The 19,377-nt window shown below is 41.9% G+C and carries 17 protein-coding genes; 12 read left to right on the forward strand and 5 right to left on the reverse strand.

Annotated elements, in window-relative coordinates:
* Positions 1 to 249: 249 nt before the first annotated feature.
* The 8 genes from DIU38_RS07395 to DIU38_RS07425 all read left to right on the forward strand — a co-directional run bounded on the left by DIU38_RS07395 (position 250) and on the right by DIU38_RS07425 (position 9,740).
* On the forward strand, positions 250 to 1,473 hold the full coding sequence (locus DIU38_RS07395) for an acyltransferase family protein (RefSeq protein WP_112654276.1): 1,224 nt from the start codon (positions 250 to 252) through the stop codon (positions 1,471 to 1,473).
* A gap of 9 nt (positions 1,474 to 1,482) precedes the next feature.
* On the forward strand, positions 1,483 to 2,526 hold the full coding sequence (locus tag DIU38_RS07400; protein WP_112654275.1) for a sensor histidine kinase: 1,044 nt from the start codon (positions 1,483 to 1,485) through the stop codon (positions 2,524 to 2,526).
* A 3-nt stretch (positions 2,527 to 2,529) separates the two neighbouring features.
* The gene (locus tag DIU38_RS07405; RefSeq protein ID WP_112654274.1) at positions 2,530 to 3,228 is read left to right on the forward strand and encodes a LytR/AlgR family response regulator transcription factor; all 699 of its coding nucleotides are present in this window, start codon (positions 2,530 to 2,532) and stop codon (positions 3,226 to 3,228) included.
* Between the two features lie 465 nt (positions 3,229 to 3,693).
* Positions 3,694 to 5,091 carry a hypothetical protein gene (locus DIU38_RS33845; RefSeq protein WP_244311267.1) on the forward strand — a complete coding sequence of 466 codons (1,398 nt, stop codon included), beginning with the start codon at positions 3,694 to 3,696 and terminating at the stop codon, positions 5,089 to 5,091.
* Positions 5,061 to 6,278, forward strand: a complete 1,218-nt coding sequence (locus DIU38_RS33850) for a BamA/TamA family outer membrane protein (RefSeq protein WP_244311268.1) — start codon at positions 5,061 to 5,063, stop codon at positions 6,276 to 6,278. Before DIU38_RS33845 ends, DIU38_RS33850 begins: the two co-directional genes overlap by 31 nt.
* A 479-nt stretch (positions 6,279 to 6,757) precedes the next feature.
* Positions 6,758 to 7,408: a ribulose-phosphate 3-epimerase gene (gene rpe, locus DIU38_RS07415; RefSeq protein WP_112654272.1), complete on the forward strand. Its 651-nt coding sequence runs from the start codon at positions 6,758 to 6,760 to the stop codon at positions 7,406 to 7,408.
* Between the two features lie 202 nt (positions 7,409 to 7,610).
* Positions 7,611 to 8,678, forward strand: a complete 1,068-nt coding sequence (gene serC / locus DIU38_RS07420; RefSeq protein WP_112654271.1) for a 3-phosphoserine/phosphohydroxythreonine transaminase — start codon at positions 7,611 to 7,613, stop codon at positions 8,676 to 8,678.
* A gap of 108 nt (positions 8,679 to 8,786) precedes the next feature.
* The gene (locus DIU38_RS07425; RefSeq protein ID WP_188832562.1) at positions 8,787 to 9,740 is read left to right on the forward strand and encodes a D-2-hydroxyacid dehydrogenase; all 954 of its coding nucleotides are present in this window, start codon (positions 8,787 to 8,789) and stop codon (positions 9,738 to 9,740) included.
* A gap of 198 nt (positions 9,741 to 9,938) precedes the next feature.
* Here the strand turns inward: DIU38_RS07425 and DIU38_RS07430 are convergent, their stop codons facing one another.
* The 4 genes from DIU38_RS07430 to DIU38_RS07445 form a co-directional block, all read right to left on the reverse strand.
* Positions 9,939 to 11,339 (reverse strand): MBL fold metallo-hydrolase, encoded by a 1,401-nt coding sequence (locus DIU38_RS07430; RefSeq protein ID WP_112654270.1) that lies wholly within the window; start codon positions 11,337 to 11,339, stop codon positions 9,939 to 9,941.
* Positions 11,340 to 11,503: 164 nt separating this feature from the next.
* Positions 11,504 to 13,336, reverse strand: coding sequence for an ABC transporter ATP-binding protein (locus DIU38_RS07435; protein ID WP_112654269.1), 1,833 nt, complete (start codon positions 13,334 to 13,336; stop codon positions 11,504 to 11,506).
* A gap of 30 nt (positions 13,337 to 13,366) precedes the next feature.
* The gene (locus DIU38_RS07440; protein ID WP_112654268.1) at positions 13,367 to 13,894 is read right to left on the reverse strand and encodes a hypothetical protein; all 528 of its coding nucleotides are present in this window, start codon (positions 13,892 to 13,894) and stop codon (positions 13,367 to 13,369) included.
* Between the two features lie 14 nt (positions 13,895 to 13,908).
* Positions 13,909 to 14,685 (reverse strand): SAM hydrolase/SAM-dependent halogenase family protein, encoded by a 777-nt coding sequence (locus tag DIU38_RS07445; protein ID WP_090527124.1) that lies wholly within the window; start codon positions 14,683 to 14,685, stop codon positions 13,909 to 13,911.
* A gap of 102 nt (positions 14,686 to 14,787) precedes the next feature.
* On the opposite strand from DIU38_RS07445, the gene DIU38_RS07450 reads away from it, so the two are divergent.
* The 4 genes from DIU38_RS07450 to DIU38_RS07465 all read left to right on the forward strand — a co-directional run bounded on the left by DIU38_RS07450 (position 14,788) and on the right by DIU38_RS07465 (position 18,216).
* The gene (locus DIU38_RS07450; protein WP_112654267.1) at positions 14,788 to 15,750 is read left to right on the forward strand and encodes a PhoH family protein; all 963 of its coding nucleotides are present in this window, start codon (positions 14,788 to 14,790) and stop codon (positions 15,748 to 15,750) included.
* A 156-nt stretch (positions 15,751 to 15,906) separates the two neighbouring features.
* Positions 15,907 to 16,851, forward strand: coding sequence for a phosphoribosylaminoimidazolesuccinocarboxamide synthase (locus tag DIU38_RS07455; protein WP_112654266.1), 945 nt, complete (start codon positions 15,907 to 15,909; stop codon positions 16,849 to 16,851).
* A 50-nt stretch (positions 16,852 to 16,901) separates the two neighbouring features.
* A complete protein-coding gene (locus DIU38_RS07460; RefSeq protein ID WP_090527130.1) occupies positions 16,902 to 17,279 on the forward strand; it encodes an STAS domain-containing protein in 378 nt (125 codons plus the stop codon).
* 22 nt (positions 17,280 to 17,301) lie between these two features.
* A complete protein-coding gene (locus DIU38_RS07465; protein ID WP_112654265.1) occupies positions 17,302 to 18,216 on the forward strand; it encodes a ribonuclease Z in 915 nt (304 codons plus the stop codon).
* Between the two features lie 131 nt (positions 18,217 to 18,347).
* Here DIU38_RS07465 and DIU38_RS07470 read toward each other — a convergent pair whose 3' ends face one another.
* Positions 18,348 to 19,292: an MlaD family protein gene (locus tag DIU38_RS07470; protein ID WP_090527134.1), complete on the reverse strand. Its 945-nt coding sequence runs from the start codon at positions 19,290 to 19,292 to the stop codon at positions 18,348 to 18,350.
* Positions 19,293 to 19,377: the final 85 nt, after the last annotated feature.

The following is a 19,377-nucleotide window of genomic DNA, read 5'->3' on the forward strand; positions in this document are numbered from 1 at the left end:
GCCTATTCCTTTGAAATGGCGGATAAACCCCTCCCTGCCACTACACATTCCAGCCACACCCCTCCCAAGGGAGGGAATTAAAAATCTTCCGAACGCCGCTCGCTCCAGCCGGGTGGCAACTATCAACCGGCCTCTGGCCGCCATGGGAAATGTTCTTGCTTTCAACCAATGGTCAAAGGTTTTTTACCATTGGTCAAAGTAATTTTATGGGGCGATGGGTTGTGACTTCTTTTGATAAAAAAAGAAATCATGGAAACCACACAACGTCAAACTTACCTCGATTGGCTGAGGATCTTATCTATATTGGGGGTGTTATTTTTTCATTCGGCAATGCCCTTTGTTGCCGAGGATGGCTGGCACATCAAAAACCACGAAACCAGCAACCTGATGATGGAATCAAACCATTTTTTGCACCTTTTTCGCATGCCGCTGCTCTTTTTTATTTCAGGTACCGTGAGTTACTACATGATGCAGCGGCGTTCTACACTCAGTTTCATCGGTTTGCGTTTCCGCCGTCTTTTTATTCCGCTGTTGGTGGGTATGTTCATCATTGTGCCACCGCAAATTTACATGGAACGATTGGCCAATGGCTACAAAGGCACATTCCTGGATTTTTATCCCAGTACATTTAACTTTCAGCCATATCCCAAAGGCAATTTCAGCTGGCACCATCTTTGGTTTATTGCCTATCTGTTTCTTTATGACCTCATTTTCGCGCCTTTATTTGCCTGGATGATCTCGCCCAAAAGCAATGGTTTTAAACAAAAGCTTGCCATTTTGGCCCGGGGGAAATGGGTTTACCTGTTAATGCTGCCTGGAATCCTGTGGTTTACCTTCACCAGTTGGGACCTCCCCGAAACCAACGACCTGATCCATGATGGCAGTTACTTTGTTTACTGGTTATTGTTCCTCCTGGCAGGTTTTATCTGTATCTTTCAATCTAAACTAATGGACAGTCTTGAGCGCAACCGTCGTTTTGCCTTAACCATCGGTTTTTTAAGCCTGATGACATGGGAAGTAATGCGCTGGAACGGTATCGAACCCTTGCATCCCCACTGGCCTTTTCAAAATATCGCATTCTCCTATGCTTTTACCGCATTGCGCCCAATCATTGCCTGGGGATGGGTGTTGGCGCTGGTTGGCTATGGCAAACATTATTTAAATAAGCCTCATAACGCGCTCAATTATTTAAACCAGGCTGTATATCCGTTTTACATATTGCACCAAACCGTTATTGTATTAATTGCCTATTATATTGTACAAACGCAAAATGAAAGCATCCTATCAAAATATATTTATACGGTGGGTATTACCTTTTTTGTAACGGTGCTTACCTATCATTTGTTAGTACGCCCTTACGCTTTAACCCGGTTTTTATTCGGTATGAAACCAAAGGAAAAACTCAAAACTGTGCCGATCCCGGAGATAGTAGAGACAAAACCCGAACCTATTCTTTCTGCCTTAAATTTGTAATTTGCTGATATGAAATTTTTCAGGAAGTACATTTTTCCGGCACTGTATGGCCTACTGGTTTATTTTACCATCAGGCTATTGCATGATACTGACATTGGTCAGCATTTTTGGGAAAGAGATTTTTATGTTAATGGCATTGAAATGGCCTGTTCAATATTGGTTGGCTATTTGGCAATCTATATTTTTGAACGGCTTTTTAAGTACTATGACAGGCACCGGACGGTACAGCTATCCTACGGGGCTGTAGTGAGGGAGTTGGCCATATTGGTGGGAGCAAATTTGATATTAGTGAACGTCGTATTTGTTCCGATGGTCATGGCTCTGCACGTAAGCCAGGGCATAGATGAGCTGATGCCCTGGGCAGATGTGGCCGATATTAATATGATCCCCACTTTGTACGCTATTGTTTATTATGGGATTGCACGTAGCAGTACCTGGCTAAAGGCTTATGTAAATAATAAGATGCAACTGGAAAAGCTCACCAACGATCAGCTGGAAACCGAATTGAAGTTTCTGAAAGCCCAATACCATCCGCATTTTTTATTTAATGCCCTGAATACTATTTATTTCCAGATGGATGAAGATGTGCCCGGTGCCAAAAAGAGTACCGAGTTATTATCGAGCCTTTTGCGTTATCAGCTTTATGACCAACACCAGCAAGTGCCCGTTAAGCAGGAGCTGGAGTATCTTGAAAATTATATCCGCCTGCAGCAGATCAGGGCAAGCAGCAAAATGCAGCTCAGTGTTAATTTTGAAGGATGTTTAACAGATCAGCTCATCTATCCGCTGCTTTTGCTGCCCCTGGTTGAAAACGCTTTTAAGTATATAGGCGGTGAATATAAAATAGCCATTGAAGGGTGCATTATTGAAAATAGATTTGTTTTTAAAGTTTATAACGATGTGCCTGCCAATATGAAGGCTCCCGATAATTACAGCGGCATTGGTTTGGAAAACTTAAGCCGGAGGCTGCAATTGCTTTATCCGGATAAACACAAATTAACTGCGGGTCGTGAAGAAAATCATTATACAGCAATACTTGCATTGAATATTTAAAAAATGGCATTAATTAGCTGCATTATTACCGACGATGAACCCTTTGCCCGTAAGGGCCTGGAAGGCTATGTTAAAAAAGCTGGCTTTTTCGACCTGAAAGCGCAATGTGAAGACGCTATGGAATTAGGAGCGTTGTTAGCGCAGCAACCTGTAGACCTGCTGTTCCTGGATATCCAGATGCCGCATTTAACCGGCGTTGAATTTATTCGTTCGCTGCCCAATCCGCCAAAAGTGATTTTCACTACTGCTTTTAAAGAATATGCTACTGATGGTTTTGACCTGGATGTGCTCGACTATCTCCTTAAGCCTATACCTTTTGAGCGTTTTATGAAGGCAGCCTTTAAAGCTAAGGATTACTTTGATTTAAGGAACAATACAGATAGTGTAGATTATCTGTTTGTTAAAAGCAATGGTAAGCTCGAGAAGATAATTTTTGACGAAGTGTTGTTCATTAAAGGCATGGAAAACTATGTTGAGGTTTATACCCCGGCGCGTAAGATTATAACCCACAGTACCCTGCGGGCCTTTGCCGAAAAACTGCCTCCACGTAAATTCATGCAAACCCATAAGTCATACATTGTAGCCAATAATAAAATTACATCGATAGAAGGAAATATACTGCATATAGGCACATTTGAGGTGCCAATCAGCAGGCAGCTTAAAGAGCAGGTGATGCATGCGTTGATTAATCAGGGCAGATAGTAATCAAGTTTTAACAATAGGATCAGAAATTTCTATGCGAATTGCTTTTCATACCTGTCCCAATTAATCGAATTACACGAACTTTTCAATAGCGTAAATTTGAAATTGGTGTAATTAGGTTAATTCGGAAAAATAGTGCGGGAGTTTTTATTTGTTCGATTCTTCTTAGAAACTGTCAAAGCTTGAAGAATATCGTTTACGGGTAGATAAAACTTCATTGCCGTTGGTTTTAACCAACGGAATAATGAGTAGCAACATGATGGCTTCAGCCCAAATTCGCTTGCATAATTAGGCTAAAGCCAAGACTTTTTAGCTTTTTATTCCGTTGGCTAAAACCAACGGCAATGAATATTCTGTTTTTTTTAACAGCTGCTCATCATGCATTTTTAAAGTAATTTCCCTGTGTATAATTAAAACTATTTTGTAATATGCATTATTCTACTGACGCATTACTTACAAAACCTCATGGGCGGCAAAAAACTGTTCAACGCTTTATCCTTTTTTTTAACGGCAGGCTTGTGCTTAGCCGGCAATATTTCATATGCACAAACCCCTGCCGATAGTATTAAACTGGCCATTGAGCCATCTTATAATAATGTAAGCGGTACTCACCAATTTTTTTTAGGCGATAATTACCGCAAGCTTTGGGCGGCACCCGTCACCTTGCCGGTATTTCACCTTACCGCCGAAAAGGGTGGACTTAAAATACTGCAAAGAGGCGGGGGGAAGCAAACAAAATCATTACGCCTTCAGGATCCTACGGGCCAGCAATGGGTACTGCGCACCATTCAAAAGTATCCTGAAAAAGGCCTGCCTGTTGATCTGCGGCCAACGGTAGCCAAAGATATCCTGCAAGATCAGGTATCGGCCGCACATCCATTCTCGGCACTCACAGTACCGCCGCTGGCCGAAGCGCTTGGGGTTCCGCATTCTAATCCTAAAATTGTTTATATTCCTGATGATCCTGCTTTTGGTGAGTATCAAAAGGATTTTGCAAATCAGGTGTTTTTATTTGAAGAGCGTGAGCCGCTCGATGCCGAAAAAACGGATAATACCGAAAAGGTACAACGCAAGCTACAGGATGACAATGATAACCGGGTTGACCAGAAGATTGTGCTACGCGCCCGCCTGTTAGATATGCTTTTGGGCGATTGGGACAGGCACGAAGACCAATGGCGCTGGGAAAAAATAGATGGAAAACATGAAACCGTATATGAACCCGTGCCGCGCGACCGCGATCAGGTGTACTATAAAACATCAGGTGTGTTGCCCTGGATAGTAGCACATCAATGGCTTAAATCAAAATTTCAGGGTTATAGTGACGAGATCAGGGATATCAATGGATGGAATTTCAATGCCCGCTATTTTGACCGCTATTTCCTGAACCAGTTGAGCGAAGACGACTGGAAAGAACAGATAGCCTATGTGCAAAGCAAACTGACCGATGACCTGATCAAAAAAGCGGTGCATTTAATGCCCGATACCATCTACAAACTTTCGGGGCCTGAGATCATCAGCAAAATGATAGCGAGGCGTAACATCCTGCAAAAACAGGCACTCGAATATTATAAATTCATCTCCATATATGTAGATGTACCTGCAAGTGACAAAACGGACAAGTTTACCATCGCTCACGAAAGCAATGGTGACATTACCCTTACCATAAATAAGATAAAAAAAGACGGCAGCATTGATAAGGTTACGTATCAGCGTACTTTTAAACCCGATGTTACCAAAGAGATCAGGATGTATGGTTTTGATGGTGATGATTTTTTTACGGTGACGGGCTCAACACCATCACCCATAACTGTGCGGATGATAGGTGGGGAGGGGTGGACACTTTTGCGGTTGACAGCAGTTTAAATAATAAAGGCAAAACCTATATTTATGACCGTTCGGACCAGAAAAATGTACTTCCTTCGTCATCCCTTGCTAAAAACCGGACCTCGACAGATACCACTGTAAATAGTTATGATAAAACTGCCTTTAAGTTCGACAGGTTTGAGCCTATTATCCTGGCTAATTACAGTAATGATATTGGCATTTTGTTGATTGGAGGTTTCTCATACGAGCGGCACGGGTTTCGTAAGGAACCGTATGCCTTCCGCGAAGAATTTTTGACCAATTATTCACTGGGGCGTAAATCATTTTTGTTTACCTATACCGCCGACTGGAAAAAAGCCATCGGTGAAAACGACCTGAAGATCAACCTGCTTTCGCGCGGGCCAAGCAACCTCAGCAATTTTTTCGGCATAGGGAATAATACCGTTTTTGAAAATAAGGACGACAGGAAGATCTCCTACTATCGTAACCGTTACGATTATATTACCGGCGATGTTTCCCTGCACCGCAGTTTTGGAAACCTGCACGTAAGCGCCGGCGTTGCAGGGCAGTTTTACAACAGCAAGACATCAAACAATACCGAAAGGTTCTTGAATGGATACAATGCGATGTTCCCGGATGAGAAAGTATTTGGCACTAAGGTCTACGGCGGCTTAACAGCCAACGCAACGGTTGATACGCGGAATAGACTGATCATCCCAACACAAGGTATTTTGTGGACAACCACTGTAAGCGGCTTTAGCGGCGGTGGTTCGGGCAGCCACAATACGTACGGACAGGTATTATCTGAGTTTAGTTTTTATTTAAATCCCGGCAAGGATTCAGTGCTGGTTATAGCCAATCGTACTGGCTTAGGTACAACCGTAGGAAATGCCGCATATTTTCAGCAGATGAAACTTGGCGGGGCGCAAAACTTCCGCGGCTTTCATACCAACAGGTTTACCGGTAGTACCATAGCCTATAACAACCTGGAGCTGCGTTTAAAAGTGCTTGATTTTACATCGTACCTGTTGCCAGGCTCATTGGGTTTAATTGGTTTTAATGACGTGGGCAGGGTATGGGTTCCTGGCGAATCGTCAGACAGGTGGCACGATGGATATGGCGGTGGTTTGTATATTATTCCGGCGCAATTGGTGCTGATTGAAGCCGTAATGGGCTTTTCAAAAGAAGGCTCGTTGCCTTATATATCTATCGGGTTTAGATTTTAAAATATCAACTGTATAACAGCCGCGGGTTTAGCGCAGCATAACCGTGGTAGCATGGTTAAAGCTTTCAGCTATAACTAAATTAACCGCTTTTTTGGTGGCAGAGTTCTGTCAGCACCTTTCGGTTAATTTTAAGTTTGAGCAAAAAGATCAGAAAAACAACCCAAAAATCACCAGAAAACAGCGGGATAAAGTGCTTTTTGAAACGCATATTTTTTATTCTCAAAAGTTTTGTTAGTTGATTATGAGCTATTAATGGTGTTTTAGGTGAAATATTAAATTATTGATTATCAGTGCGTTTTATTTTTAAGGTGTTTCATGTTTTTACACTCAAAAAATGGAACAGTTAAAAAAAAGGAGTCTGCATGATTTCATTTTTTTATGGAGAACGGCGATTTTGGGACAGGCACTTTTTTACAATTATATCATAAAAATAATTACACTATCAGTCCCATAGATTACCTGCTTTTATATATTTGCATATGAATCACCTCATAGCACCATCTATCTTAGCGGCCGATTTTGCCAACCTGCAACGCGATATTGAAATGATCAATAACAGCGAAGCCGACTGGATCCACGTTGATATTATGGATGGCATGTTTGTTCCAAATATCTCTTTTGGCTTCCCGGTTGTTAGCGCGGTAAAAAAACACGCTACTAAACCACTCGATGTTCACCTGATGATAGTTGACCCCGATCGTTACCTTAAGGCATTTAAGGATGCCGGTGCCGATAGTATTACTGTTCACCAGGAAACATGTCCTCATTTGCACCGCACCATTCAGGCTATTAAGCAATTAGGTTGCAAGGCAGCGGTTGCCATCAATCCGGCCACACCTGTATCTACTTTGGACGATATCCTTGCGGATTTGGACATGGTTTTGATCATGTCCGTTAATCCTGGCTTTGGCGGACAGCATTTTATTGAAAATACCTACAAAAAAATTAAAGAACTCAGGACACTAAGTGCAGAAAAAAATCCCGGGCTGTTAATTGAGATTGACGGTGGGGTGGATGCCAACAATATCACCAAACTGATAGAAGTAGGAGCAAATGTGTTTGTTGCGGGCACTTCAGTGTTCTCGTCGGCCAACCAGGTGGCCGCAATTTCAAAACTCAAACATCCCTAAAAGTTATTATAATGATAATAATTAAACAAGCCCTGTAGGGTTAGTTTAATTATTTGCAATCAAAGGCCCGTTTGTTGATTAATTGTATATTTTTTCAAAAAATGTAAATAATGTCTATATATTTTGTCAAATTAATTAACTTCGGCCCAGCAAAATACAAACTTCCTAATAGTGTATTTAGAACCTACAATTCGTTAATATTATGAAACATAATTTTGGTGCCGGACCTGGCATTCTACCACACGAAGTTTTAAAGCAAGCTTCAGAAGCAGTTATTGATTTTAATGGTACTGGACTCTCTTTGCTTGAAATTTCGCACCGATCAAAAGAGTTTGAGGCCGTTTTAGACGAAGCTGTTAGCCTGGTAAAAGAATTGTTCAACGTTCCTGAAGGTTATTCGGTATTGTTTCTGCAAGGCGGTGCCAGCACCCAATTTGCTTTAGCTCCTTACAACCTGTTACCCGAAGGCGGCAAAGCTGCTTATGTGGAAACCGGTGTTTGGGCTAACAAAGCTTTAAAAGAAGCTAAATATTTTGGCGAAGTACAGGTTGTAGCTTCATCAAAAGAGGCCAACTTTACTTACATCCCTAAGGATTTTGAAATTCCGGCTGATGCTTCTTATATCCACATTACTTCTAACAATACTATTTACGGTACGCAGTTACAGGAGTTCTTTAAATCGCCAATTCCGGTGGTTTGCGATATGTCGTCAGATATTTTCAGTCGCGTGGTTAACGTTGCCGATTTTGGTTTGATTTACGCCGGTGCTCAGAAAAACATGGGTCCTGCAGGTGTTACTTTGGTTATTGTTAAGGATGACCTGCTGGGTAAAACCGGCCGTAAGATCCCTGCAATGTTCAACTACCAAACTCAAATTGAAGGTGGTTCAATGTACAATACCCCGCCGGTGTTTGCAATATACGTATCAATGCTCACCCTTAAATGGTTAAAAGCAAAAGGCGGTGTGCCGGCAATTGAGCAGGAAAATATTACCAAAGCACGTGTACTTTACGAAGAAATTGACCGCAACCCATTGTTCAAAGCCGTGGCAGCAGTTGAAGACCGCTCAAAAATGAACGTTTGCTTCGTAATGGAAAACCCTGAGTTGGAAAAACCATTCCTGAAACTTGCCGAAGAACGCGGTATAGTAGGTATCAAAGGCCACAGGAGCGTAGGCGGTTTCCGCGCTTCAATTTACAACGCATTGCCAATAAGCAGCATCTATGTGCTGATTGATGTAATGCAGGAATTTGCTGAAAAAAATAAGTAGCCCCTAACCCCCTAAAGGGGGAACAACAATTTTAAATAATTACCCCGGCCCTTAAAGATGTGGAATAATCACTCCCCCTTTAGGGGGCCGGGGGGCAAAACTTTAGACATGATCAAAATATTAGCTAATGACGGTATCGACCCGATAGGTAAAAAAATGCTGGAAGATGCCGGCTTTTTTGTTGATACCAACAATATCCCACAGGACGAGCTTCCTGAAAAATTGAAAAACTATGATGCTATTACCGTACGTAGCGCAACTAAAGTACGTAAAGCATTAATCGACGCTACCCCTAATCTTAAACTGATTGGTCGCGGTGGCGTAGGTGTCGATAATATTGATGTTGATTATGCCAAAGAAAAAGGCATTGGTGTTTACAACACGCCAGCATCTTCTTCATTATCAGTTGCTGAATTGGTATTCGCCAGCTTATTTGGCGCTGTACGCTTTTTGCCTGATAGCAACCGTAAAATGCCTGTTGATGGCGGTACCAAATTTAACGACCTGAAAAAAGCTTATGCTAAAGGCGTTGAGCTTCGCGGTAAAACTTTAGGTATAGTAGGTTTTGGTCGTATCGGCAGGGAAGTAGCTAAAATAGCTATCGGTGTTGGTATGGATGTTTTAGCCTATGACCTTTTTGATTTCAACCCCGAGCTGGATCTTGTTTTAGGCGGCGGTATCACTGTTAAAGCATCTGTTAAAAAATCTACTCTTGATGAAATCATCACTACTGCAGATTTCATTACCCTACATACTCCATTTATCGACAAAGCCCTTTTTGGTGCTGAGGAATTGGCTAAAACTAAAAAAGGTGTTGGCCTGGTAAACATCTCACGCGGTGGTTTAATTGATGAACTTGCTTTGGTTGACGCTTTAAACAGCGGCCAGGTTTCATTTGCAGCACTTGACGTTTTTGACAATGAACCAACCCCACGTGCCGAGATCTTGACCCATCCAAAAATTTCCCTGACCCCGCATATTGGCGCCGCTACCAACGAGGCCCAGGAAAGAATTGGTGTTGAGCTTGCAAGCTTGATCATCGAGCATTTCAAAAAAGCATAACACTAATTTGCTCTAATTAGAGCGAATTACACGAATACAAACTATAAAACAAACGGCACGAATTGATGAAATTCGTGCCGTTTGTTGTTTTATATCTTATGTTATTGGGAGCGTAGCGCGGCAATCGCATGCTTTACAGGGCCGCTATGCTTCCGTGCGAATGCTTCGTTCCCCGCAATGACATCGAATATGATGTATTTAAATTATATAACTAACACCTTTCTCCGGCAAAGTAACTCCGTAGCCTTCTTTTTCAAGGTCATTGGCCAATAGCTGCATACTTTCACCTTCGCCATGCACCAGGAATATGTGTTTGAGCTTTGCTTTATCAATGGCTTTTACGGTATTCATCAGGTCGTCATGGTCGCCGTGAGCGCTTAGTACGTCGGTTTGTTTGATGGTGGCATAAACGGCCAGTTCACGGTCTTTGATGTGGACGATGGAATCACCACGTAATAAACGATGGCCTAATGTGCCTTTGGCACAGTAACCTATGAAAAGAATCGTGGCGTAGTAATTTTGAATGTTATAAAAAAGATGATCCTGGATGCGGCCGCCTTCAAGCATCCCTGCAGATGATATGATAATGCACGGCTCCCAATAATTGGAGATCTGCCGGCTATCCTTCAGGGTTTCTACATAGGTGAGGTTATCAAACTCAAATTCGTCGCCGCGTTTTTGGTAAAACTCCTGTGCTTCCTGGTTAACGTGGTTATGGTATTTCCTGAATACTTCAGTAGCCTGTGTGGCCATCGGGCTATCAACAAAAACCTTGACAGGTGGCAATAAGCCAGTGCTGAAGATCTTGTTCAACGTATAAACCAAGGATTGTGTACGACCAATGCTGAACGCAGGGATAATTAAGCGGCCCTGCTCTTTAATACAAGCCTTTTCAATAACTTCTATCAGGGTTTGTTCAACCGTTTTGTCTTTACTGTGGTAGCGGCCACCATAGGTTGCTTCCGAAACCAGGAAATCAACAGGAGGGAGGGGCTTCGGGTCATTTAATACCGGGTAGTTTTTTCTGCCGATATCGCCGGTAAAGGCTATTGATTTTTCTTCGCCTTTATCATTTACTTTAAATACCGCTGCGGCCGCACCTAACAGGTGACCAACAGGTACGAAAGTTAGCTCGATGTCGCCGGTGATTCTAAATGGTTTGTTGAATCCTATGGTAACGAAGCGCTCTACTGTGTCCATAACATGCTTTTGCATATATAGGGGCTGTGCGTGGGTGTTAAATTTGCCTCTGCCACGTTTATGGTGACCGCCCTTGCTTGCCGCTTTGCGCATGAAGATATTTACAGAATCGAGCAGCAATAATTCAGTCAGGTCTGCCGTGGGAGGGGTGCATAAGATCTGCCCCTCAAAACCTAAGCGGATCAGGGTAGGCAGGTTGCCCGAATGGTCGATATGAGCGTGGGTAAGTACTACCACGTCAATGTCTTCGGGCCGAAAAGGAAAGTTTTCGTTAGATATGATACTGCGGTCCTTTTCATAATCAAGTCCGCAATCCACTAAAATTTTATATTGTCCAACCTCGAGCAAATGCATGCTCCCGGTTACCTGCCGGGCCGCCCCGTGTATAGTTAGTTTCATTTTTATAAGTGATACCTGTGCTAAAGCGGGTATCGATAATTATATTACGTTGTAAGTAATCTTCAGTTTGTGAATATAACGGTTTACACCCGCTTTACTGCGAGTGTAAACGTATTAATGCTTTATAAGTTTAGTTATAAACCAATAAGTTTTAAGGAGTGTTACTAAGCCTGGTTGCTTTCAAACTGAAGCTGGCTTAAGTATTTATAAAGACCTTGTTCATTGCCAATGAGTTCGACGTGGCTGCCGCTTTCTACTATATGGCCTTTTTCAAGTACAATGATCTTATCTGCTTCGCGAATAGTTGACAGACGATGAGCTATGATGATCGACGTACGATCTTTCATTAATTCCTCAAGCGCCTCCTGTACGAGGCGTTCCGACTCAGAGTCTAATGATGATGTAGCTTCGTCAAGTATCAATATCGAAGGGTTTTTTAGCAATGCCCTGGCAATGGCAATCCGTTGCCTTTGCCCGCCTGAAAGTTTAACACCGCGCTCACCCACAACGGTTTCATAGCCTTCTGGGAAGGAAGATATAAATTGATGGGCGTTAGCGCGTTTGGCAGCCTGGATGATATCTTCTTTTGAGGCATTTAAACGACCATAGGCAATGTTTTCCATAATGGTGCCCCCAAACAACAATACATCCTGCGGAACAATTGCCACCTGGTTACGGATATCGGTAAGAGAATAGTTATGGGCTGGTTTGCCATCGAATAAAATGCTGCCGCTTTGCGGATGATAAAACTGCAATATCAGCGAAGCCATAGTAGATTTACCAGAACCGCTTGGTCCAACAATAGCAACGCGTTGTCCGGCATCGGCATTAAATGAAATACCTTTTAATACGGTGATTTCAGGGCGAGAGGGATATGCGAACAATACATTATCAAAAGCAAGATCACCCTTAATAGGTTGTTTGATATTATTGTCGCTTTCGACTATGGAAATTTCTTCGCCTTGCTCGGCAAGGATCTCCAATACACGCTCACTTGCACCTACTGCCTTTTGCAGATTAGCGTATAGATCAGGGAAACTGCCCATAGCGGCACCTACAAATATCGAGTACATGATAAAAGTGGTAAGGTCGCCAACATAGATCTCATGATTGGCTACCAGTACCGAGCCATACCAGATAACGCCCACAAAGGTGCCGAATAAACAAAATACAATGAACGAGGCAAAGGTACCCCTGAATTTCGCACCCCTAACAGCTATGTTAACCACCTTGCGCAGAATTTTATCGTAACGATTAGCCTCGTAAGCTTCGTTAACAAAAGCCTTTACGTTGGCAATGCCTTGCAGTGTTTCCTCAACTATGGTGTTTGATTCGGCTAATTTGTCCTGCGCCTCACGTGATAGCTTACGGATAAATCGCCCAAAGAATACAGCGAATGCAACCAGGAATGGCAATATAGCTAATAGCGCAAGTGTAAGTTTGATAGACACGATGGCCAATAAGGTAGTGCTGCCTATCATGATCACCAACTGGCGGATCATTTCGGCAAAAGTGGTGGTCAACGTATCCTGGATTTGGGAAAGATCGGCAGAAATACGGCTGTTCAATTCACCAACCCTACGGTTGGCAAAAAAGTTCATGGGCAGGGTAATAAGCTTAAAATAGGTATCACGCCTGATATCGGCTAACGATTTTTCGGCCACCTGCACAAACCAAACCACCCTGAAAAACGACACAAAAGCCTGTGCAAATAATATAATAAAACCCATGATGGCAATGGCATTTAAGCCATGCGGCAGGTACTTGTATTTATAAATGCCTTGTGCTGCATCAATCAATGCACCCAGAATGGCGGGGAATGCCAAGCCCACCAGGCTTGACAGAAACAGGAAAACTAATCCGGCTATGAATTTAACCCGGTAAGGTTTTAAGTAAGTGAGCAGTTTAGCTACGTTGCGCAGGCTGCTCCGGTTTATCTTTGCTTTAGGTAATTCTGCTTCGGCCTTGCTGCCACTGTTCAGTCGTCCTCTTGCCATGTATGCGTTTGAATGTTATAAGCCGCGAATTTACGCTTTAACACGGTTCTTTTTAACAAGCAGAAATAAAATTGACGCAATCATGAAAAGTATCACTACTACAAATATGTTTTGCCGGGTTTTGAAGTGCTCTTCGGAATTGTTTAACTGTTGTTTAAGATGCGCATTTTGTTGCCTTAACCTGTTAATTACCTGTATATAACCGGCAGCTGTAGTTTCTGCCTCCTTGCTGTGACTTTGGATCCGTCTTTGCTGAAAATCACGGTATTCAAGCAGGATCTTGAGCTCTTTAAAAATTGCATCGTCTGTTTTGGCGATATCCATCAGGATGCCGGCCGAACGTCGGACATCACCTTTGGTTTGAAAGCCGAAAATGCCGGTATGATGGCCCAGGCTTTGGTCATATTGCCCGAATTTTTGTTTACGGGCCGCCAGCATATTATTTATTTTTTTACGCTGAAGCTGGTAAGCTACAGAATCGGAGTTAACAGAGCTTTGGGCCGATGCCCAACCGGTTGTTATCAAGCAAAATAAAAAAAGCAGTACAGTTTTTTTCATTTTATATAAATATCTTATTGAAATTCAATGATCACCTTATCATTCAGGTTCAGCCCCAGAAGGCCACTTGCATTGCCTTTATTTATGGCAATTTCCAAATGGTCGCTGATACCAAACAAACAAAGTTTTTCGCCAACGGGTACTTCATTATAATGCCAGCTTAAATGGTTTATGGTTTCGTTGCGCTTAAAATTGAGCACAAAACGCCTGCCTTGCTGCACGCTGTTAAAAAACTCCTTGGTTATATTGGTTATCACATTCTGAAATGAATCGATATAAATTACAACACCTTTGATCATGTTTTTTTCAATAACAGGCTGCAAATTCATTTTGTTTTCAATATCGCTCACCGGCAGGCCTATTTCATCCAGTTTGCCGCCTTTGGCTAAATGGCAGGCCGTTTTAACAAAGATATCGGCCAGGGGGAAGTGAAGGAATTTAAGGTCCTGCATAATGTTGATCTCAACTATTTCTTCAGGTTCCTGGTCAAACATCAGCGAAAAAATACCGTTATCAGCCCCCACAAAGTAGTGCTTTTTGTAGCGGACAGCGAGGTATTTGGTATGGTCATTATAAACGGTATCAATACCGATAAGGTGTACGGTATCTTCCGGAAAATAATGAAAACTGTTTTTAAGTATAAAAGCGGCCTGCTGTACATTAAAGGCTGCAACACTGTTGGTAATATCAACAATATTTACTGTAGGCAACAATTTGTAGATACTGCCTTTTAACGCAGCCTGGTAAATATCTTTATCGCCTAAATCAGTAGTTAATGTTATAATTGCCATTAATTTTATAAATATTTATTGCTAATCTTGTAGTAGCATTTGAAGCTACAAATATTCAATTTTTAATTCATAAAAATCCGTAACTAAAAAATCAAATTAGTATTGAACGAACTTAAGCTATCAATTGAAAACGTAAACCCTGCAGTACTGTGGGGGCCTAATAATGATCATTTTGAGATCATTAAGAAACAATACCCCAAGCTTAAAATAGTTGCCCGCGGCAGTGAAGTGAAGGTTTTGGGCGATGATAACGAACTGAATATTTTCCAGGAAAAATTTTCCCATCTGATAAATCATGTTGAGAAATTTGAAAATCTCAACATAACTGATCTCGAGCGGATCCTTGGTTCGAAGGTTAACAATGCCGCTACATCCGAACCTATTACTGCCGATAAATTTGCAAGCGGCGAAGTGATAGTATTTGGACCTAATGGTGTAATGGTTAAGGCGCGTACTACCAATCAGCGCCGTATGGTTGATAGTATTAACAAAAGCGATATCCTTTTTGCAATCGGGCCTGCGGGTACCGGTAAAACGTATACTGCGGTGGCATTGGCCGTAAGGGCACTTAAAAACAAAGAGATTAAACGCATTATACTAACCCGCCCGGCGGTTGAAGCAGGGGAGAACCTTGGTTTTTTACCTGGCGACCTTAAAGAAAAGATCGACCCATACCTGAGGCCTTTATATGATGCGCTTGATGATATGATCCCGGCCGAAAAACTGAAGGTTTACCTGGAGAACCGTACCATTGAGATTGCACCGCTGGCCTTTATGCGTGGCCGTACCCTTGATAACTGTTTTGTTATTTTGGATGAAGCCCAGAACGCTACGGATATGCAGCTCAAAATGTTCCTGACCCGTATGGGGCCATCAGCTAAATTTATTGTAACCGGCGACGTAACACAGATTGATTTGCCAAAAAAACAACAATCCGGCTTGCACACTGCTTTAAGGATCCTGACCGATATCAAAGGTATCGAGATAGTATACTTAAGCGGCGAAGACGTAGTAAGGCACAAATTAGTACGTAAGATATTAGAAGCTTACGGAGATATACAGTAATTAGTTGATTAGAGGTTGGTGGTTAGAGATTAGTTCCAAAGCTCATTTCTAACTAACAACCTTTAGTCTTCAATATAAAGTGATTTGAGGCTATTGAAAGGGAAGCAAACTTGCCAATCCTAATCTCTAACCTCCAATCTCTAATCACTAAAAACAATGAACTCAATAAAAGAAACACATTTCAGCTTTCCGGGGCAAACGGCTTTTTACAAGGGGAAAGTACGCGATGTTTATACGATAGATAATAAATACTTGGCCATGGTTGTTACCGACCGGATTTCGGCCTTTGATGTTGTATTACCTGAAGCTATTCCGTTTAAAGGACAGGTGCTTAACCAGATAGCAGCCCGTTTTTTAAAGGCTACAACCGATATTGTTCCGAACTGGGTTATTTCTGTTCCGGACCCAAGTGTTACCATTGGTCGTATTTGCGAGCCGTTTAAAGTAGAGATGGTGATCCGCGGTTACCTGGCAGGTCATGCTGCCCGCGAGTACGCTGCAGGCAGGCATCATGTATGCGGAGTGGCTTTGCCTAAAGGCTTAAAGGAGAATGACATACTGCCTCAACCTATCATTACGCCTACCACTAAAGCATCAGTAGGGCATGACGAAGATATTTCACGCGAGGAGATCCTGTCAAGAGGCATTGTATCGGAAGAAGATTATGTAAAGCTTGAGGCTTACACACAGGCGTTGTTTAAACGTGGTACCGAAATAGCAGCCAAACAAGGCTTAATACTGGTAGATACTAAGTACGAATTTGGCAAGGTTGACGGACAGATTTACCTGATCGACGAGATCCACACGCCTGATTCTTCAAGATATTTTTATAAAGAAGGGTACGAGGAACGTCAGCAAAAAGGTCAGCCGCAGAAACAGCTTTCTAAAGAGTTTGTGCGCAAATGGCTTATCGAAAATGGCTTCCAGGGTAAAGAGGGGCAAGTAGTGCCGGTTATGACCGAAGAGATTGTTAATTCGATATCTGAGCGTTATATAGAGCTTTACGAAAAGATTATCGGCGAGGCATTTGTTAAGCCTGCCGAAGGGAATGTATTAGCCCGCGTTGAAACAGCAATTAATAACGCGTTGAGCGTTATGTAATTTTAAAATATCCATAAAATATTTATCTTAGCTTATTAAATTTAATAAGAATGAAATTTACTGTAGATAAACATGAGAAATATATATTATTGAAACTTAATGAATCAAAATTAAATTCAATAGTAACGCCTCAGTTAAAATCAGAACTGATTTTGATCAATACAGAGGGGCAGCGCAACATCATTCTCGACTTGTCGCAGGTGAAATATGCCGATTCATCGGGCTTAAGCAGTTTGCTGGTTGGTCACCGCTTGTGTAAAAATGCTACGGGTTCATTTATTTTGGCGGGTTTAAATGACGCAGTTGCGCGTTTAATAACCATATCACAATTGGATAATGTATTAACCATTGTCCCAACCGCCGAAGAGGGTGTCGATCTTATTTTTATGGAAGAGATTGAAAAGGAATTAAAAAAGGAAGCAAGATAAACCATTTGATTGTTTACCTATTATGAAATTTGAGGTAACAATACTTGGCAGCAGCTCCGCAACCCCCATCTTTAACAGAAATCCTACTTCACAGGTGCTCAATATCAATGAGCGCCTGTATTTAATAGACTGTGGCGAAGGCACTCAGCAACAAATGCTCCGTTTTGATATCAAAGCCAGTCGCATTGATCATATTTTTATAAGTCATCTTCACGGCGACCATTATTTAGGTTTAGTTGGTTTATTATCATCCATGCACCTTAACGGTCGTAAAAAGGCGCTTAAACTGGTATGCCCTGTGCAGTTGAAAGAGATAATTGATCTGCAATTAAGATATTCAGATACCGAACTGCAATTTCCTGTTGAATATATATTTACTAATGCCCAACAAAGTGAAGTGGTGATCAGTAATAGTGACGTTATTGTTGAAACTATACCGCTTGATCACCGCATTGCCTGTACCGGCTTTTTGTTTAAGGAAAAGAAAAGACTTCGTAAACTTGTTAAGGAGAAAATAGAAAGTCTCGATATCCCGGTTGCCTATTATTCGGTATTAAAAAAGGGGGGGGATTATACTGATGAAAAAGGTAAAGTTTACAAAAATGAGGAGCTAACTATCGATTCGGCCGAGCCTAAAACCTATGCTTACTGCTCCGATACGATGTATAATGAAAACTATTTCGGCCAAATCGCAAACGCCACGTTGCTTTATCACGAGGCTACTTTTTTAAATGATATGCTCGACCGGGCAGTTATAACCCATCACACCACAGCGTTACAAGCCGGAGAGATAGCCCTGAAAACCAACGCCAAAAAACTGCTAATAGGCCATTTTTCGGCCCGTTATAAAACCCTGAATGAGTTATTGGATGAGGCTAAAATAAATTTCCCCTCAACCGAACTTGCAATTGAGGGGAAAACCTTTTTTATAGAGTAGGGAGCTGAAAGCTTAAAGCGAAAAGCTGCAACCGGCAAACGTTTATTCATTAACTTAACATAGGGCATAAGCTACGACTAATAATCAGTTTATTAGCTTTAGGCTTTGTGCATTCAGCTTTTAGCTTTTCCTTAATCCTTTTTACCGCCAAATACCGAGAAGCTTACATAACGTTTTGGATGTGCTTTCAGATCAATAAACAGGTTATTGAGGTTGTTTGATGCATCCGTAAGGTTTTTGTACATTTTATCATCGTTAAGCAAAAGGCCCAAAGAACCCTGACCGGAGTTGATCTTGGCAATAGTTGCCTGCAAATCGGCCATAGCTTTATTTGCATTATCAAGTGTTTGTTTCAGGTTAGCAGCAGCAACGTCGTTACTTACTTTTTCAAAGTTAGCTGTCATCCCGTTTAGGTGGGCTGTGCTTGTCTTTAAGCTGCCTGATACTTCCTCTGCATTGGTAAGTATGGCGTCGATATGTCCGGTTTGTGAACCTACCAGATGGTCTATTTTTTTGGTAGTGCCTTCAAGCGTTTGTAATGAGTTGGCAATGCTCATAAAGCTGCGGTCAATGTTTTTCTGAAAGTTAGGATTCAGGATCTTGTTAACAGCGCTCAGTGACGAATCGAGTTTAGACATCAGCATCTCTGCCTTTTTTTGTATGGGCTGCAGGCTTTCCGCAAGGCTGCCCTGAATATCGGCTTTAAGTGTATCCTGGTCTTCGGCGGGCACATTGCTGTTACCTAACTCAAAAACAATGGCTTTACTGCCCAGCAGATCGGTACTTTCAAGTTTGGCAAGCGTATTTTTGGGGACAACCACATCTGGCTCAATTTTAAATTCAACCACGGTACGCCCGTCTGGCTGAAGCTTCATTTTAGAGATGCGGCCTATCTGGTAACCGTTTACCAATACTGGTTTTGAAACGGTTAAACCTTCAACGCTGTTATAAATAGCATAGTATTTATTTGATCCTGAAAAAACATCATTACCGCGTAAATAACTGTAACCTAATATGAGTATGGTAATTGCTATTGCCGTAAGTGCACCAATTTTGGTTTCGTTAGAGATTTTCATTAAGTAGAGTTTATGCGTTAATTGTGTTTAAGGCTATAAACCTGCAACCAGGCTTATATGTTTTATGATGTACGTTTTATTTACA

Origin of the sequence: Mucilaginibacter metallidurans (assembly GCF_003286435.2) — a bacterium.
Taxonomy (GTDB): domain Bacteria; phylum Bacteroidota; class Bacteroidia; order Sphingobacteriales; family Sphingobacteriaceae; genus Mucilaginibacter; species Mucilaginibacter gossypii.

What these genes read in the sequence shown, in the direction of transcription:
- DIU38_RS07400 (WP_112654275.1), top strand. Translation starts at nt 1,483, where the DNA reads ATGAAATTTTTCAGGAAGTACATTTTTCCGGCACTGTATGGCCTACTG.
- DIU38_RS07440 (WP_112654268.1), bottom strand. Translation starts at nt 13,894, where the DNA reads ATGAAAAAAACTGTACTGCTTTTTTTATTTTGCTTGATAACAACCGGT.
- serC (WP_112654271.1), top strand. Translation starts at nt 7,611, where the DNA reads ATGAAACATAATTTTGGTGCCGGACCTGGCATTCTACCACACGAAGTT.
- DIU38_RS07470 (WP_090527134.1), bottom strand. Translation starts at nt 19,292, where the DNA reads ATGAAAATCTCTAACGAAACCAAAATTGGTGCACTTACGGCAATAGCA.
- DIU38_RS07460 (WP_090527130.1), top strand. Translation starts at nt 16,902, where the DNA reads ATGAAATTTACTGTAGATAAACATGAGAAATATATATTATTGAAACTT.
- DIU38_RS07465 (WP_112654265.1), top strand. Translation starts at nt 17,302, where the DNA reads ATGAAATTTGAGGTAACAATACTTGGCAGCAGCTCCGCAACCCCCATC.
- DIU38_RS07455 (WP_112654266.1), top strand. Translation starts at nt 15,907, where the DNA reads ATGAACTCAATAAAAGAAACACATTTCAGCTTTCCGGGGCAAACGGCT.
- DIU38_RS07395 (WP_112654276.1), top strand. Translation starts at nt 250, where the DNA reads ATGGAAACCACACAACGTCAAACTTACCTCGATTGGCTGAGGATCTTA.
- rpe (WP_112654272.1), top strand. Translation starts at nt 6,758, where the DNA reads ATGAATCACCTCATAGCACCATCTATCTTAGCGGCCGATTTTGCCAAC.
- DIU38_RS07445 (WP_090527124.1), bottom strand. Translation starts at nt 14,685, where the DNA reads ATGGCAATTATAACATTAACTACTGATTTAGGCGATAAAGATATTTAC.
- DIU38_RS07430 (WP_112654270.1), bottom strand. Translation starts at nt 11,339, where the DNA reads ATGAAACTAACTATACACGGGGCGGCCCGGCAGGTAACCGGGAGCATG.
- DIU38_RS07425 (WP_188832562.1), top strand. Translation starts at nt 8,787, where the DNA reads ATGATCAAAATATTAGCTAATGACGGTATCGACCCGATAGGTAAAAAA.
- DIU38_RS07435 (WP_112654269.1), bottom strand. Translation starts at nt 13,336, where the DNA reads ATGGCAAGAGGACGACTGAACAGTGGCAGCAAGGCCGAAGCAGAATTA.
- DIU38_RS07405 (WP_112654274.1), top strand. Translation starts at nt 2,530, where the DNA reads ATGGCATTAATTAGCTGCATTATTACCGACGATGAACCCTTTGCCCGT.
- DIU38_RS33845 (WP_244311267.1), top strand. Translation starts at nt 3,694, where the DNA reads ATGGGCGGCAAAAAACTGTTCAACGCTTTATCCTTTTTTTTAACGGCA.